The sequence below is a fragment of the Aeromonas sp. 603607 genome (genome assembly GCF_049171595.1).
Taxonomy (GTDB): domain Bacteria; phylum Pseudomonadota; class Gammaproteobacteria; order Enterobacterales; family Aeromonadaceae; genus Aeromonas; species Aeromonas veronii.
The window spans coordinates 98,520-114,528 of record NZ_JAAKOV010000003.1; the positions used below are offsets into that span (position 1 = coordinate 98,520).

Here is a 16,009-nt window from a genome sequence, read left to right on the forward strand (position 1 = left end):
CAGCAAATGTGCGGCCGTTATACCCCTGAGGCAGCGGGGCCGACAGTGACAATATCTAATGGTCTACCCTACTTTTTGTCATGTATCAGTCATCACAAGGGCTGGCAAAAAGGCGCCTTTGAGGCGCCTCTTTATATTTCGTGATCTTGCTCCCATCCAGGCTGACAGAGTCCTTACTACCAGACCACCATCAGCGCAGCGTCCCCCTCAACGCAGGGAGGCCAACAGCCACTCGGCAAACTCCGCCAGCTCGCTCTGCTGCTGCGGGAAGGCCGCCAGCCAGGGCTGCAGGCGCGCGGAAACCGCCTCCGGTCGATAGCCGCAACCCGCCAGTTCGGCCGCCAGCAGATCAAACGGGGCCGGCTCCAGAGTATCGCTAAAGAGCTGTGCCCGGGTGATGACCCCCTTCTCCACATCAAAGTGCAGCTCCACCCCGCCCCAGCTGAACCGCTCCTCCAGCAGATGGCTGAACGCCGGGGCATGACCATAGTTCCACTCCCAACTGCGCTGACGGGCGAAGGTCTCGGCAAAGCCCGGCAGATCCGGCATCTGCTCGGGGGAGATATGCTCGGGCTCAACTCGCGCGCCGTAATGATGGAAAAAGGCCTCCTGCAGCGCCTCGCTCACCTGTTGATGGTCGATCCCCGGCTGCAGTTCGCACAGATTGGCCACCCGGCTGCGCACCGAGGTGATCCCCTTGGCCGCCAGCTTCTTGGGGTCGGGGTTGAGGTAGTTGGCAAGGCGGCCGAGAGCGGCGTCCAGCAGCAGGGTGCCGTGGTGAAAACCCCGATCCAGGGTCTCCCGATAGGCCGACCCGGACACTTTGCGCTCCCCATCCAGGGTGGCCACCAGCAGATCGTTGCGACCGGAGGCAAAGGCCTCGATCCCCAATCGTTTGAGCCCGTCCAGCACTATGGCGGTGGAGACACTCTTGTCATACTCCGGCTTGCCCGCCATGAAGGTGAAGCAGCTGTTGCCAAGGTCGTGGAACACGGCGCCACCGCCACTGCTGCGGCGCGCCAGGGTCACCCCATCCTCTTGCATGCGGCGGGTATTGCACTCCTTCCACGGGTTCTGGGCACGACCAATCACCACGGTATTGGCGTTGCGCCAGAGGAACAGCACCCGCTGGCCGGGGTCCATCTGGCGGAAGATGCACTCCTCAACGGCCAGATTGAACAGGGGATCGTGAGAGTCGGAGACAAGCAGACGCAAGCGGGACATAAAAAGACCTTATCCGGAACTGGGGGCAGCATGATAACACTGACGGGGTACCATCACTGAGCCATCGCACATTAACCGGTGCGCAGCAGCCGCGATACATTTGCGTCACACCTGACTGCCCCATAAAAGTATCTATTGATATAACGACACAGCTTGACGTGCAACCACGGAAAAAATGCAGTCAAGCCACAATGCCAACGATAAAAACGGGAAAAAGTGGCTAGAATGCGACCACTTCGATAGGCCATATGACTCTCTTATTGGTCACATAACTTGCAAAAAAACGGCATGTATCCATCCCGTGTGATGAACGACACAAAAATGACTTTCCAACCCCCCTATACCCCATTGCAAACGCCTTTTCTCCCCTTGCAGGTGACACAAAATTGCTTGAATCTAGCCTAGACACCGCTCCCGAGAGAAACGTTGTATGACGGAGAACGCAGCCCCCCGCCAGCCCCTGAGCTGGTTTCTGCCAATGCTGGTCGGTATGGTCATCACGACCCTGACCTCTTCCCCCGTGCGAGCCGGCGAGCAGGTCATCGTCCAGTTGCCGTGGCAGCACCAGTTCCAGTTTGCCGGTTACTACGCAGCCATCGCCAAAGGGTTTTATCGGGAGGCCGGTCTGCATGTGACCTTGCGTGAAGCGGACTCCCGCACCGATGTGGTCAGCGAGGTGATCTCGGGAAAGGCCCAGTTTGGCATCAGCGGCAGTGATCTGCTGCTGGATCGGGCTGCCGGTCGTCCGGTGGTGGTGCTCGCCGCCCTGCTGCAGCACTCGCCGCTGGTTCTGCTCACGCTGGATCGGCCAGATATTCGCAACCCGGCCGATCTGGCCAACAAGCGACTGATGCTGGAGCCTGGCTCCAACGAGCTGCTGACCTACCTTTCTCACCAGACCCGCAGCCGCGACTGGGTCACCCTTCCCTACAAACAGGGGATAGAGGCACTGCTGGCGGGCAAGGTGGATGCCATCAGCGCCTACAGCACTACCGAGCCCTTCTATCTGCAACAAAAAGGGATCCCCTATCGGGTCTTCAGTCCGCGCACCATCGACTTCGACTTCTACGGCGACAACCTGTTTACCTCCGAGCGGGAGCTGATCACCCGACAGGATCGGGTCTACGCCTTCCAGCAGGCCAGCCTCAAGGGGTGGCGCTATGCGATGGACCACCCCGAAGAGATGATCAACCTCATCATGGAGCAGTACCCGACCGGGGCTGGCCGTGAACAGCTGGAGTTCGAGGCTCGCGAAACCAGAGAGCTGATGCAGCCGGATCTGGTCGAACCTGGCTACATGCAGCAGGAGCGCTGGCTGCAGATCGCCAAAACCTATCTGGAGGCGGGCATGCTCACGGTATTGCCCAACCTCGACCGCTTTATCTACGACCCGGCGCAGGAGCGGCTGCGCCAGCAACGGCAACTATTCGACAAGAGCGTGGCGGTGGCCATGCTCATCACCTTTACCCTGATGACCCTGCTCGGCATCTTCTTGCACCTCTATCTGCGCCTGCGCCAGGAGGCGCGGGATCGCCAGCGGCTGACCCGTGAACTGGCCCAGAGCGAGCAGCACTATCGCTTCGTGGCGGAGAACAGCGCCGATGTGATCTGGACCATGGATGCCGCCAGCTTGCGCTTTCGCTATGTCAGCCCGGCCATCACGCCTCTGAGCGGCTACGAGGCCCCCGAGCTGTTTGCCCTGCCCCTCAAACAGCTGCTGCCGGATGCCTCAAGGCAACTGCTGCGCGAGGAGATCTCCGCCACCCTGGAGGCCTGGCAGCGGGGGGAACATGACCAGACCCGCCGGGTCATTCGCACCCAGCTGCGCCACAAGGATGGCCATCTGGTGGCGACCGAAACCATCACCACCCTCCATGGCAACCACAATGCCCAGCCGGAGGCGATCCTCGGGGTCACCCGGGATATCACCGAGCGGGCAGCGCGAGAGGAGATGATGCGCCGCCTCGCCTTCTACGACCCCCTCACCGGGCTGCCCAATCGCCGCTTGCTGCAGCAACGGCTCAAGGAGCTGATGGAGCAGGAGACGCCACGTCCGCTGGCGCTGATGTTTATCGATCTCGATCACTTCAAGCCGATCAACGACACCTTCGGCCATGAGACCGGGGATATTCTGCTCAATATGGTGGCCGAGCGGATGAGCCACTGCGTGCGCAAACAGGATCTGGTGGCGCGGCTGGGGGGCGACGAGTTCGTTATCTTGCTGCCGGAGAGTGGCGACGAAGTGCTGGCGGTGGCCGACAAGCTTCACCAGCAGCTGCGCCATCCGTTCCAGCTGGAGGGGCAGGAACTGCTCATCTCCAGCAGTATCGGGCTGGCGCTCTATCCCGAGCACGGGGAGGATGCCAAGACGCTGATGCACCACGCCGATCAGGCTATGTATCAGGCAAAGAATCGCGGCCGCGGCCGGGTCTGCCTCTATACCGAAGGCCTTGATCCCGAGCAGGGCGCCCTGCTGTGGCAACCCGGCCACGAGTGCGGTCACCCGCGCATCGATGCCGAGCATCGCCAGCTCTTCGTATTGACCAACCGGCTGCTGGAGCGGATGAAAGATCAGCACGAGGCTCCTGCCCCGTTTCTGGAGAGTCTGGAGAGCCTGTTCGATATGGCTCGTCACCACTTCGCCTTTGAAGAGCAGATGCTGGCGGAGATCGACTATCGGGAACTCATCAGCCACCGTCAGGATCACCAGCGCCTGCTCAACAAAGCAAGCCAACTGCTGCACGCCGCCAAAGCGGGGACATTGGGCAACGACGAGCTGCTCAACTTCATCATTCAGGAGCTGGTGGTCGGCCACATGAGTCAGGCTGATCGCCGCTACTTCCCCCTGTTCAGATCTGAGCGCAGTGTGCCAGTTGCGGAGGTGGTCGCCTAGTCCCCCCTCTGTTCAGACCCGAGCGTAACGCGCCTCTTGCGAAAGGGGCGACCTAGTCACCGCGCAGGGCAACCACGGGGTCGAGACGCACCGCCCGCAGCGCAGGAGCGACCCCGGCCAGCAGGCCGACCAGTGCGCAGCAACCGAGCGCCAGCAGCAGATAGAGAGGATGGAGGGTGAGCGGCAAGCCGGCCGCCAGCAGAGTGAGCAACAGTTTGAGCCCGCCGAGCAGGGCCAGCCCCATGGCCCCGCCCAGCAGCGCCAGCACCACGGCTTCGAGCAGGAACAGCAATAGAATGCGCCGCCGTGGGCAACCCAGCGCCATCAGCAGACCCACCTCGGGGATCCGCTCCTGCTGGGCGATGCTCATGATGCTGAAGATACCGACCGCCCCGATCAGCAGCGAGATAATGCCGAGCCCGCCAACCGCCAGCTTGAGGATGGAGAGTATCTTGTCGAGGCTGGTCAGCATGTCCTGCTGGGAGGCGAGGGTAAAATCCTCGGCGCTGTGGCGGGCGATCAGCACCCGCCTGATCTGGGCGGTGATCTCGGCCTCCGCCTGCCCGGCGCGATAGATGACGTCGATCTCCTGCAGCCCCTCCTTGTTGAACAGCGCCTGGGCGTGAGCGGCGGGCAGATAGATCACGTCGTCCAGATCAAAGCCGAGAAATTGCCCCTTGGGCGCCAGCACCCCGGCCACCCGAAAACGGCGATCACCAGCGCGTAGCAGACTGCCCGGCCCATCGCCGCCGGGAAACAGCTCCGCCGCCACCTTGGCCCCCAGCACCGCATAGGCGCGGGGCATGGCACTGTCATCCGCGGGCAGAAAACGCCCCTGCACCAGGGTGAGTCGCCAGCCGGAGAGCGCCGCCGAGCCTGTGCCCAGAATAGCGGTGCTGCGGGTGAGCCCGCGGCTGCGCACCTCCCCCTGCCCCTGCACCACAGGGAGCGCCGCCTCTACCCCTGCCAATCTGGCGAGGGCATCGGCATCCTCCAGCAGCAGGGGACGGCTGCTGGAGAGGATACCGGGCGGGCCGCCGGCGGTTTCGGTCTTGCCCGGGGTCACGGCGATCAGCCGGGTGCCGAATTGGGAGAAGCTGTCGAGCAGATAGAGCCTGAGCCCCTCGCCGATGCCGGTGAGCAGGGTCACCGAGGCGATCCCGATGGCGATACCCAGCGCCGACAGCAGGCTGCGACTGCGCCCCGCCAGCAAGGCGCGCCAGAGCCAGAAAAGCAGATCAGCGGCGCGCATCAGCCACCACTCCATTGCCCGCTGCGCAGGCTGCTGACCGGATCTTGCCGTGCCGCCCGGGAGGCGGGCAGCCAGCTAAAAAACAGCCCGGTCAGCAGGGCCGCCGGTATGGTGCAGAAAGTAGCGAGCAGAGGGACTGCCGCCGGAAATCCGGGCCAAATCACTCCGGCGAGGCCAACCAGGGCATAGCCCAACACTGTGCCAAACAGCGCGCCACTGCCGCTCAACAGCAGCGCCTCCCACAAAAACAGCTGGCGGATCTGGCGACTGTCGGCCCCCAGCGCCTTGAGCAGGCCGATCTCGCCGGTGCGCTGGCGGGTGCTGATCAGCGCCAGATTCATCATCATGATGCCGGAGACCAGCAGGCTGATGGCGCCGATACCGGCAACTGCCAGGGTGAGGGTAGAGAGAATGGTGGAGAAGGTGGCCAGCATGGCGTCACGGCGCACCACGGTCACATCGAGTACCCCGTGGCGCCCCTGCATCAGCTGCTCCAGTCGCTTGACCAGCGGCGGCACCGCTTGCCCCGCCAGCGGCTGGATCAGCAGCCGAAACAGCCCCTCGGTGTTAAACAGCCGCATGGCGCTCCCCACCGGGATCAGCGCGGCTTCCGCCATGTCCATCCCCAGATTGCTGCTCTGGCTGGTGAAGACCCCCACCACCCGAAAGCGGCGATTGTCAAAACGCAGCCACTGGCCGACCGGATCGGCCTGACCGAACAGCTCACGGGCCACCTTGGCCCCGAGCAGGACGGCCGGTCGATCCTCTGCGGCATCCCCCGGCAGCCAGCGGCCGGAGAGCAGCTCCAGCCCGTGGGTATCGCGCAGCCCGTTGCTGCTGCCAAGCAGCATGGTCTGGCGCAGCCGCGCCCCCTGTTTGGCCTCGGCAAAGCCCATCACCAGCGGCACCAGCCGCACGTTTGGCTGGTGTTGGCCAAGGTAGTGCATATCATCGAGTGTGATCTGCCGCAGACTGTTGCCGGTGACCGGCGGCAGCCCGCCGGTGGTCTCCTTGCGGCCGGGGAACATCACCAGCAGATCCTTGCCAAGGGAGCTGAACTGGTCGGCCACATAGCGCCTCGCCCCCTCCCCCAGCGCGGTGAGCAGCAGCACCGAGGTGACGCTCAAACTCACCGCCAGGATCAAGACCAGCGCCCGTGAGCTCTGGCGCAGCAGGGCCACGGCGGCAAAGCGGATCACATCGGGCCGCCGCATTCAGCCACCGCCGCTATCAATGTTGATGCGGCCATCGTTCATCAGGATCCGCCTGCCCGCCCGCTCACCGAGGCGCGGATCGTGGGTCACCACCACCAGCGTGATCCCCTGCTCCCGGTTGAGCCCCTCCAGCAGGGTAATCACCTCCTCCCCGGAACGGGAGTCGAGATTGCCGGTGGGCTCGTCAGCCAGGATCAGCCGCGGCGCCATTGCCATGGCTCGGGCGATGGCTACCCGCTGGCGCTGACCGCCGGAGAGCTCGGCAGGGCGGTGTCCGGCCCGGTTCTCCAGCCCCAGCTCCCCCAGCAACTGCTGGCTTCGGCGATGGCGCTCGGCGGGGGTGATCCCGCACAACATCAGCGGCAACTCGACGTTTTCACGGGCGGTGAGGCGGGAGATAAGGTGAAACGACTGGAACACGAAGCCGATGCGATGGCCGCGCAGCTGGGCCAGCGCCGGCTCTGACAGGGTGGCGGTATCCTCCCCTCCCAGCCAGTAACGCCCCTCATCGGGCCGATCCAGCAGCCCCAGCACATTGAGCAGGGTCGATTTGCCGGAGCCCGAGGGGCCCATCACCGCCAGATACTCCCCCTCGGCAACCCGCAGGGAAACGCGATCGAGGGCGGCCACTTCGCTCCCCCCCAGAGTGAAGCGACGGCTGACGGCATCAAGGCGAATGAGATCACTCATCCGTCTGCTCCGTGGCGGCGCTGAAAGGGCCCTCCCCGACAATCTGTCCGGGCTGGGCCGCCAGCCGATCACCGGTAGCGAGCCCCTCGGCCACTTCAATCCAGTTCCAGTTCTCCACGCCCCAGCGGGGCATCACCCGCACCAGCTTATCCCCTTCCAGCCGCAGCACACTGCCATCGTCGGCCCGGCTGCTGGCCGCTACCCGCAGCACATCGGTGGCGCGGGTCACCTCGACCTCAAGATCGGCGCTGTAGCCGATAAGCAGGGGCACATCGGTGGGCAGGGCAGTGAGCGCCGCCTCCACCTCGACGGTGCGGGCCTGCTTCTCCAGCTCCTTCACATAGGGGGCGATGCGGGTGACGGTGGCGGCAAAATCGCGCCCGGGCATGGCGTCGAGCAGTACCCGGGCAGACTGACCCACCTTGAGGCGGGCAGCATCCACCTCATCGATGGGGGCTGAAACATAGAGACAGCGATCGTCGATGAGATCGATAACCGGAGGCATGGCCACTCCGGGCGGTGAGGGGGTCATGTATTCGCCCAGCTTGCTGTTGACCTCCGCCACCACACCGGCAAACGGCGCCTGCAGGCGGCGCTCGCTCAAGCGAGCCTCCACCTGGGCGACCTGCGCCTCGTCGACCCGCTCCTGCTGACGGGATGCCTGACAGACATAGCGGCGGGTATCGGCCAGATTCTGGGCCTGCTCGGCGAGGGTGCGGGAGGTGAGGTTTTTGGCCAGCAAGGTGGCCAGCCGGTTAGCCTCCCGCTCGTAGTAGGCCGCCTCGCTGCAACGCTCCTCGCGCTGGGTCTTGCCAAGGGCCTGCTGGGCACGGGCACGGGCAAGATCGGCGTGAATGTCGTCACTCCAGAGGGTCAGCAGCAGATCTCCCTGCGCCACCCGCTCCCCAGCCTTGACGGCGATCTGCTCCACCACGCCGCCACCGGGCAGACTTAGTCCGGCCCGCTGACACGACTTGATGGTGCCAGCCCGAGTGTTGACCACGGTGACCAGCACATCCCCCCGCCCGACCTCAGCCAGCCTGATCGGTGTCGGCTGCGGTCGCCACCACCATGCCACAGCAGCCACCGCTACCACAGCGCCACTTCCCCACCACAACCAACCTCTCTTCATCGCGCATCCTTTCGCTAGTGACTCCCGTCATGAGCGTCGGGAGAGCAAGGCATAATAGAGCAAGGGTATCACCACCAGGGTGAGCAAAGTGGAGACCAGGATCCCGAAAATCAGGCTGATGGCCAGTCCGTTGAAGATGGGATCATCGAGGATAAACAGAGCCCCGATCATCGCCGCCAGCGCCGTCAGCATGATGGGTTTGGCCCGCACCTGCGCCGCTTCGATCACCGCCTGCTCGAACGCCACCCCGGCGCTGCGCTGCTGCTCGATAAAGTCCACCAGCAGGATGCTGTTGCGTACGATGATCCCGGCCAGGGCGATCATCCCGATCATCGAGGTAGCGGTAAACTGGGCCCCCAGCAGGGCGTGGCCCGGCATCACCCCGATGAGGGTGAGCGGAATGGGAGCCATGATGATGAGTGGCACCAGATAGGAGCGGAACTGGGCCACCACCAGCAGATAGATGAGGATCATCCCCACGGCGTAGGCTAGCCCCATGTCGCGGAAGGTCTCGTAGGTGATCTTCCACTCACCGTCCCACAACAGCGCCACCTCCCCCAGCTTGTCGGGCTGCTGCACGTAATACTTGGGCAGGTCGATATCGGCACCGGCGGCAAACATGCCGTAGAGCGGGCTGTCGGTATGGCCACCCATATCGGCCACCACCATCACCATGGGCTGCATGTTCTTGTGCATGATATAGCTGGGGGCCAGCTCATCACGGCGGCTCACCAGCTCGGAGACCCGCACCAGCTGGCCGCTCTGGCTGCGCACCTTGAGGGCCTGTACGCCCGCCAGATCCCGTTTGTCACCGGGTGCCAGTTCGATGCGGATCGGCACCGGATACTTGGCGCCTTGCCCCTGCAGCCAGCTGGCATCCTGATAACCCACCCCGCCATTGAGGGTGTTCACCAGATCCCCGAGATCGACCCCGAGCAGGGCCGCCTTGCTGCGATCCACCACCAGCCGCCACTTGGGCTGCGGGTCGGTCAGATAGATATCCACGTCCACCAGATCCGCCGTTGCCACAAAACGGGCCTGTACGGCGCGAGCGGCCGCTTCGCGGGCGGCCTGAGTCGGGCCATAGATCTCGGCAACGATGGGGGACCAGACCGGCGGGCCGGGCGGCACCTCAACGACTTTCAGGTTGCCCCCTGCCTTACTGGCGATGGCCTGCAGCGGGGCTCGAACCGACTGGGCAATCTGGTGACTGCTGCGATGGCGCTCATGCTTGTCCACCAGATTGACCTGAATATCCCCCACGTTGGCACCGCTGCGGATAAAGTAGTGGCGCACCAGCCCGTTGAAGTTGATGGGGGCCGCGGTACCGGCGTAGATCTGGTAATCCTTCACCTCGGGCACCTTGGCAAGCTCCCGCCCGACCGCCAGCAACGTGCGCTCGGTCTGCTCCAGAGTCGCCCCCTCCGGCATATCGAGCACAAGCTGAAATTCCGATTTGTTGTCGAAGGGGAGCATCTTGAGCACTACCCACTGCACCATGGGCATGGCGGCGGCTCCCGCCACCAGCAGCAGAATGGCCAGCCAGAGTTTGCGTCTGGATTTCTTGGCACTGTCACCGATCAGGAAGGGGGTCATCAGCCGCTGGAAGAGACCGGCTTTGGCCTCGCCGTGGGCACAGTGCACCTCCCCCTTGAGCAAATGGCTCGCCAGCCAGGGGGAGAAGATAAAGGCCACCAGCAGGGAGATAAGCATCCCCATGCTGGCATTGATGGGGATGGGGCTCATGTAAGGGCCCATCAGCCCGCTGACAAAGGCCATCGGCAGCAGGGCCGCGATCACGGTCAGGGTCGCCAGTATGGTCGGCCCGCCCACCTCGTCCACCGCCCCCGGAATCAGATCCTTGAGTGCCCCCTTGCCCAAACCGCGATGGCGGTGGATGTTCTCCACCACGACTATGGCGTCATCCACCAAGATGCCGATGGAGAAGATCAGCGCGAACAGCGACACCCGGTTGAGGGTAAAGCCCCAGGCCCAGCTGGCAAACAGGGTCAGTGCCAGGGTGATGACGATGGCAACCCCCACCACCAGCGCCTCGCGCCACCCCATGCTCACCAGTACCAGCAGCACCACCGCCGTGGTGGCAAAAATCAGCTTGCCGATGAGGGTGTTGGATTTGGTCTCAGCGGTGACGCCGTAGTCACGGGTCACCGTCACCTCGACGCCAGCCGGGATGAGTCGATTCTTGAGGCTCTCGACCCGTTCTTCCACCCTCTTGGCCACCTCGACCGCGTTTTGGCCCGGCTGCTTGCCGATGGCCAGGGTCACCGCCGGATAACTGGCCTGCCCCAGCCCCATCCAGCTGCGCTTGGTCGGGGTCTCCTGACCCAGAGAGACCTTGGCCACCTCCCCCAGATAGACCGGCTTGCCGTCGTGCAGCCCCACTACCAGCTCGCGGGCCTGCTGATCGTTTTGCAGGAACTGCCCGACCTGCACCTTGATCTCCCGGCTATCTTGCTCGATGGCCTGTGTCGGGCCCACCTGATTGGCGGCCGCCAGTCGCTGGCTCAGCTCACCCCAGCTGATGCCATGGGCGCTGAGGGCCGCCGGATCCGGCATCACCCGCAACACGGCGCTCTGGCTGCCCAGCGTGTAAATATCGCGGGTACCGGGAATGCGCTTGAGTTCGGTCTCCAGCTCATGGGCGACCCGGGTCAGCTCGGGTGCACCCAGCTGCTTGCTCCCTTCTTTGCTCCAATCTTTGCTCCATAAGGTCAAACTGACGATAGGGACATCATCGATCCCCCGGGGTTTCACCAGCGGCTGACCGACCCCGATCCCCTGTGGCAACCAGTCGCGGTTGGAGTCGAGCTGGTTGTTGAGATCGACGATGGCCTGCTCGCGGCTCACTCCCACCTTGAACACCACCACCAGCAGGGCGCCATCGGGTTGGGAAAAAGAGTAGAGGGTATCAATGCCCTTTATCTGGGAGACCACCTGCTCGGCTGGGGTAGTGACGAGAGAGGCCACCTCTGCCGGAGTGGCTCCCGGGAAAGGGATATAGACATCGGCGAAGGTGACATCGATCTGCGGCTCCTCCTCCTTGGGGGTCACCAGCACAGCAAACAGGCCGAGCAAGAGCCCCACCAGCGCCAGCAGCGGGGTGATGGCCGAGCCCTGAAACAGCGCAGCCAGCCGACCGGCAGGCCCCATCCTCTCCTTGTTGCCGTTCAGCTCGCTACTCATGGGCCACCTCCTGCTGCTGCGCCCAGCCATCGGGGGCCAGCTTGTCACCGGCTTGCAGCCCGGCCAGGATCTCGCACTGCCCTTCAAAGCAATGGCCTACCCGCACAGGCGTGAGGGCCCAGCCAGCGGGCTGCTGCAGATAGACGCCGTTGAACTCCCCTTGCCGCAGCAGAGCGCGATCCGGTACTTGCAGCACCTGACGCTCACCCAGCTTGAGCTGCACCTTGAGCCACATGCCGGGCAATACCCCGGCGGTTTGCGGCGGCAAGTCGAGGCGCAACCTGAAGGCGTGGCTCTGGCTGTCGGCATAGTTGAAGCGGGTCAATTTGACCGGGATAACAGACTTGCCATCCGGCAGCAGCACCTGCACATCCGCAGGCTCACGAGCCAGCGTCAGGGCGGATTGGGGCAACTCCACCTCCACCCGCAAGGTGTCGAGGGAGAAGCCGGAGAGCAGCGGGGTACCGGGGGCGACAGTCTCCCCCAGCTCTACCAGCCGTTTGGTCACTACCCCTGCATAGGGAGCCAGAATGCGGGTATAACCGTAGGCCTCGCGGGCCTGAGTGAGAGCCGCATCGGCAGCGTTCACCTCGGCGCGGGCGGCGCGATCAGTCGCCTGGGCATTGTCGAGCTGGGCGCGGGTGATCACCCCCTTGGCAATCAGCGCCTGAAAGCGTGCGAGCTGGCGCTCGGCTTCCACCCGCTGAGCCTGCGCCCGCGCCAGCCGCGCCTCGGCACCCGTGACGGCGGCAAACTGCTCCTTGCCGCTGATCTCCAGCAGCGGTTGCCCCGCTTGCACCTGATCGTTCACATCCACCAGCATGCGGGAGACCCGGCCGCTGGTCTGGGCCGCCACCGTCCCCTGATTGATGGCACTGACGGTGCCATCCAGCGTCAGCCAGTCGGTCACCGCCTGTGGCGTCACTGTCAACAGGGGCTCTGGCTCCCCGTCTGCGGCAAAGGCCCGGGGGGATATCATGGCCTGCGATGTCATCACCAACAAGGTGATCCCCAGCAACCGGATCTTTTCCATCATTACTCTCCTTCCCTGGCGTAATCTGTCACTTCACGGGATCAGGCGGTATGGGACTGGCCCCCCTTATCCTTGTTCCGAGCCAGCACCCTGGCCAGCCCTCTGTCAAACAGCAAGATCCCGGCCACCATGGCCGCTATAAACAACATTATCATGGGCTGCCCGCTGGAAATGAGACTCAGAGCAGGCCCAGGACAGATGCCCACCAATCCCCAGCCGATGCCAAACAGCGCGGCCCCGCCGATCAGACGGCGATCCAGCCTGGGGGCCGGTACGGCGGCGATGGGCTCACCCAGCACACTCTGGCGACGGGGTTTCACCAGCAGAAAATAACCCGGCATAAAGACCAGCAAGGCGCCCCCCATCACGAAGGCAAGGCTGGGATCCCAGGCCCCGGCCAGATCGAGAAAACCGGTGACCCGGGCGGGATCCATCATGCCGGAGATGGCCATCCCCAGCCCGAACAACACACCCGCAAACAAACTTGTCAGCAATTTCATGGCGATCAACCCCTTACAACAGATGATGAGTAACGAAGACAGTGATAAATCCTGCCGCCATAAAGGTCAGGGTGGCGATGATGGAGCGTAGGGAGAGCCGCCCCATGCCACAGATGCCGTGGCCGCTGGTGCAGCCATTGCCAAGACGGGTACCGATGCCGACCAGCAGACCGGCCAGCAGCACCACAGGCCAGCCGGGCAGCGTGGTGAATGCGGGCATGGTGGCCCAGCCCAGGGTCAACGCCAACCAGGCGCCCGTCCCGAGCCCCAGCAGAAACAGCACCCGCCAGGGCGCTTTGCGTTGCAGCGCACCGGCCAGAATGCCGCTGATCCCGGCAACCCGGCCGTTAAACAACATCAGGATCAGGGCCGACAGCCCCGCCAGCATGCCGCCGCCCAAAGAGAGCAGCCATTGACTTTCCATCATCAAGATTCCTTATTTTCTGAGTGACAAAAATGGGTTTGCAGCGCCCCCAGCACATCGGCAGCCGCCTCGCTCACCAGCGAGTAGTAGATCTGCTGGGAGACCTTGCGCGAACGGATAAGGCCATGGCGTTTCAATACCGAAAGTTGCTGGGAGAAGGCCGACTGCCCGAGTTGGCTATGGGCCAGCAGCTCCCCGACCCCCTTCTCCCCCTCCACCAGCTGGCAGAGCACCATCAGGCGTTCGGGATGAGCCAACGCCTTGAGCAGGGAGGCGGCGGCTGTCGCATGTCTGTTCATCTCGTCGAATTGGCTCATAAGAGTAAATTAGCAATTGCTGATATTTGTTCTATTGTATAAAACAACACTAAATTAGCAATATCTAAAGTAGATAAGGAGAAAGACCATGACAGTAGATAACGGAGTCAGAGTCGTCGCGGGTTGCATGTTGCTGCTCTCGCTTATCCTTACCACCTGGGTTCATCCGGGCTTTGTCTGGTTGAGTGCCTTTGTCGGGGTCAACCTGATCCAGAGCGCATTCACCGGTTTCTGCCCGGCCGCCATGCTCCTCAAGCGCCTGGGGCTGAAGTAACAGGTCGCGCAAGACAGGGGCGGTCCTGCTAGCGGGGCGTCATCGCGCGGCGATGGCTATCGTCGCTCCCTGATGCTTATGGAGGTAGCCAGTCGGCCCCATTATTGACAAACTTGTATCTAAATGTTGCTGGAAGGTCGATAAGGCTTTACCTCACCGCTCTGGATGAGTACCATTTTGCCGTTCTTAACACAGCGGAGACCATCAGTGGGCAACTCATCAAGTGACAGTTGTAGACCGACCCTCATCGTCGGTACCAAGGTCGCGAGCTAGCCGCAGGTCTTTCTCTGCCGCATGCTCGCAACCCTGCGAGAAGCGGAAATCCACTCCCCTCTTCTCTTTTTTCACACTTGACGTCAGGTGATCTGGCTTTGCCATGACACCTTGCCTGCATAGTTTCTGCTTCCCACAAGGAGGCTGCTATGCGTTTTATCTCAATCAAACCGGCTGCGGATCGCGCGGTCGCAACAGGTTCTGTTGCACCCCGGGCTCACCCCCTGCTGAGCAAGCTGGGGCGCGGCATGTTGCCACGCTGGCTGGGCGGCAAACCGCGCCAGCACCACTATAGGCTGCAGATCCGCTGCGAGGATCGCGCCGATATGGAGCAAGTGCTGGATATGGTGAGCCACACCCTGCAACCGGCCGGACTGCAACCGATGCAATCGATGAAACCGGGTCGCGGCGGCGGGCGAGAGCTGGTGCTCAATGTGCACTGCACTCCACCCCAGCGCCGCTATCTGGTGCAGTTTGTTCATCAGGTCGGAGTAGCGCATCCGGTGCGCTGGGAGCTGCGTCCGCGCATCGACACGACTCCCGAACTCAACTGACGCGCATCCTGCTGCACTAACGACCGTTCAAGGGGCCAGCCACGCTGGCCCCACTTGTTGCGTCCTCTCCGAGCGTCAGGGCATCTGATGATGCTCGCGCCCCGGAAGCTAAACCCGGGACGCTGCGTTTTTCTGCTGGCCATCCGCTCAATCCCCCTCTGATCCATCCGCCACCCGGCGTTTCATCATGGATTGTGCCAAGCCAGCTTTCATAAGAAGGAGTACGCCATGAAGATGTGGCAACAACTAGACATGCTCTCACTGCTCGACACTCTGGCCAGCCTGCTGCTCGCCTTTGTGCTCGGCAGTCTGGTCGGGCTGGAGCGCCAGTACCGCCAACGTACCGCGGGCCTGCGCACCAACGTGCTGGTCGCAGTGGGTGCCGCCCTGTTCGTCAGCCTGGCCCAGCGAATCTATGACCTGCACGGCGGCAACTACAACGTGGTCCATGTGGTGGCCTATATTGTCTCCGGCATCGGCTTTCTCGGCGCCGGCGTCATCATGCGCGAGTCGGGCAATATCCGTGGCATCAACACCGCCGCCACCCTGTGGGGTGTAGCTGCGGTCGGCGCCGCCTGTGGCGCCGGGCTCGCCATGGAGGCAATTCTGGGTGCCCTGTTCGTGCTGGCCGCCAACACCCTGCTGAGACCGCTGGTCAATCAGATCAACCGTCGCCCGGTAGACAATCTGGACACAGAAGTCACCTACAAGGTGACAGCCCTGACCCCGCGCGAGCATCAGAAGGAGGTGCTGCACTGGCTCGAGGAGATGCTGGAGCAGGCCAACTATCCCATGAGCGAGCTCGACATCGAGCCGTTTGGCGAGAGGGATCTGGAGATCTCGGCGGTGCTGCTGGCTACCTCCATCGATGGTGACGAGCTCGACGCCCTGATGGTGAAACTCGGCATTCATCCCCATATCAAGCAGATATTCTGGCGCGCCAGCACCACGGATTGAGTTGTCGATCAGAGTCATGGCTCCATCCACCAACGGCAAAAAGCCCCGCCAGCAATGGCGGGGCTTTC

The 16,009-nt window shown here is 63.2% G+C and carries 14 protein-coding genes; 4 read left to right on the forward strand and 10 right to left on the reverse strand.

Going from position 1 to position 16,009, the window contains the following annotated elements; all coding sequences use genetic code 11:
- Nucleotides 1–207 precede the first annotated feature (207 nt).
- On the reverse strand, nt 208–1,224 hold the full coding sequence (locus G5315_RS04815; protein WP_421235735.1) for a lipoate--protein ligase A: 1,017 nt from the start codon (nt 1,222–1,224) through the stop codon (nt 208–210).
- Between the two features lie 430 nt (nt 1,225–1,654).
- Here G5315_RS04815 and G5315_RS04820 point away from each other — a divergent pair, with 430 nt between their 5' ends.
- Nucleotides 1,655–4,117 (forward strand): diguanylate cyclase domain-containing protein, encoded by a 2,463-nt coding sequence (locus G5315_RS04820; RefSeq protein ID WP_421332592.1) that lies wholly within the window; start codon nt 1,655–1,657, stop codon nt 4,115–4,117.
- A 52-nt stretch (nt 4,118–4,169) separates the two neighbouring features.
- Here G5315_RS04820 and G5315_RS04825 read toward each other — a convergent pair whose 3' ends face one another.
- The 9 genes from G5315_RS04825 to G5315_RS04865 are packed head-to-tail and all read right to left on the reverse strand — an operon-like array spanning nt 4,170 to nt 13,883.
- Complete coding sequence (locus tag G5315_RS04825) at nt 4,170–5,369, reverse strand: ABC transporter permease (RefSeq protein ID WP_421332593.1); 1,200 nt, start codon at nt 5,367–5,369, stop codon at nt 4,170–4,172.
- Entirely contained in the window at nt 5,369–6,583 is a 1,215-nt protein-coding gene (locus tag G5315_RS04830; RefSeq protein WP_421332595.1) for an ABC transporter permease, read from the reverse strand. The genes G5315_RS04825 and G5315_RS04830 overlap by 1 nt, the downstream gene beginning before the upstream one ends.
- On the reverse strand, nt 6,584–7,273 hold the full coding sequence (locus tag G5315_RS04835; protein ID WP_005344325.1) for an ABC transporter ATP-binding protein: 690 nt from the start codon (nt 7,271–7,273) through the stop codon (nt 6,584–6,586). It abuts the gene before it with no gap.
- Nucleotides 7,266–8,405, reverse strand: coding sequence for an efflux RND transporter periplasmic adaptor subunit (locus G5315_RS04840; protein WP_421332597.1), 1,140 nt, complete (start codon nt 8,403–8,405; stop codon nt 7,266–7,268). Before G5315_RS04840 ends, G5315_RS04835 begins: the two co-directional genes overlap by 8 nt.
- A gap of 27 nt (nt 8,406–8,432) precedes the next feature.
- Nucleotides 8,433–11,609, reverse strand: coding sequence for an efflux RND transporter permease subunit (locus G5315_RS04845; RefSeq protein ID WP_421332599.1), 3,177 nt, complete (start codon nt 11,607–11,609; stop codon nt 8,433–8,435).
- Nucleotides 11,602–12,642 carry an efflux RND transporter periplasmic adaptor subunit gene (locus G5315_RS04850; protein WP_421332659.1) on the reverse strand — a complete coding sequence of 347 codons (1,041 nt, stop codon included), beginning with the start codon at nt 12,640–12,642 and terminating at the stop codon, nt 11,602–11,604. Before G5315_RS04850 ends, G5315_RS04845 begins: the two co-directional genes overlap by 8 nt.
- 41 nt (nt 12,643–12,683) lie before the next feature.
- Nucleotides 12,684–13,142, reverse strand: a complete 459-nt coding sequence (locus tag G5315_RS04855) for a DUF6691 family protein (RefSeq protein ID WP_407959274.1) — start codon at nt 13,140–13,142, stop codon at nt 12,684–12,686.
- A 13-nt stretch (nt 13,143–13,155) separates the two neighbouring features.
- A complete protein-coding gene (locus G5315_RS04860; RefSeq protein ID WP_421332601.1) occupies nt 13,156–13,569 on the reverse strand; it encodes a YeeE/YedE family protein in 414 nt (137 codons plus the stop codon).
- The gene (locus G5315_RS04865; RefSeq protein ID WP_058058004.1) at nt 13,569–13,883 is read right to left on the reverse strand and encodes an ArsR/SmtB family transcription factor; all 315 of its coding nucleotides are present in this window, start codon (nt 13,881–13,883) and stop codon (nt 13,569–13,571) included. The genes G5315_RS04860 and G5315_RS04865 overlap by 1 nt, the downstream gene beginning before the upstream one ends.
- Nucleotides 13,884–13,971: 88 nt before the next feature.
- Between G5315_RS04865 and G5315_RS04870 the strand changes: the two genes are divergently transcribed.
- The 3 genes from G5315_RS04870 to G5315_RS04880 all read left to right on the forward strand — a co-directional run bounded on the left by G5315_RS04870 (nt 13,972) and on the right by G5315_RS04880 (nt 15,941).
- Nucleotides 13,972–14,157 (forward strand): YgaP family membrane protein, encoded by a 186-nt coding sequence (locus G5315_RS04870; protein WP_421258163.1) that lies wholly within the window; start codon nt 13,972–13,974, stop codon nt 14,155–14,157.
- A 422-nt stretch (nt 14,158–14,579) separates the two neighbouring features.
- A complete protein-coding gene (locus G5315_RS04875; protein ID WP_421251130.1) occupies nt 14,580–14,984 on the forward strand; it encodes a hypothetical protein in 405 nt (134 codons plus the stop codon).
- 228 nt (nt 14,985–15,212) lie between these two features.
- Nucleotides 15,213–15,941, forward strand: coding sequence for an MgtC/SapB family protein (locus tag G5315_RS04880; protein WP_201990472.1), 729 nt, complete (start codon nt 15,213–15,215; stop codon nt 15,939–15,941).
- Nucleotides 15,942–16,009 lie beyond the last annotated feature (68 nt).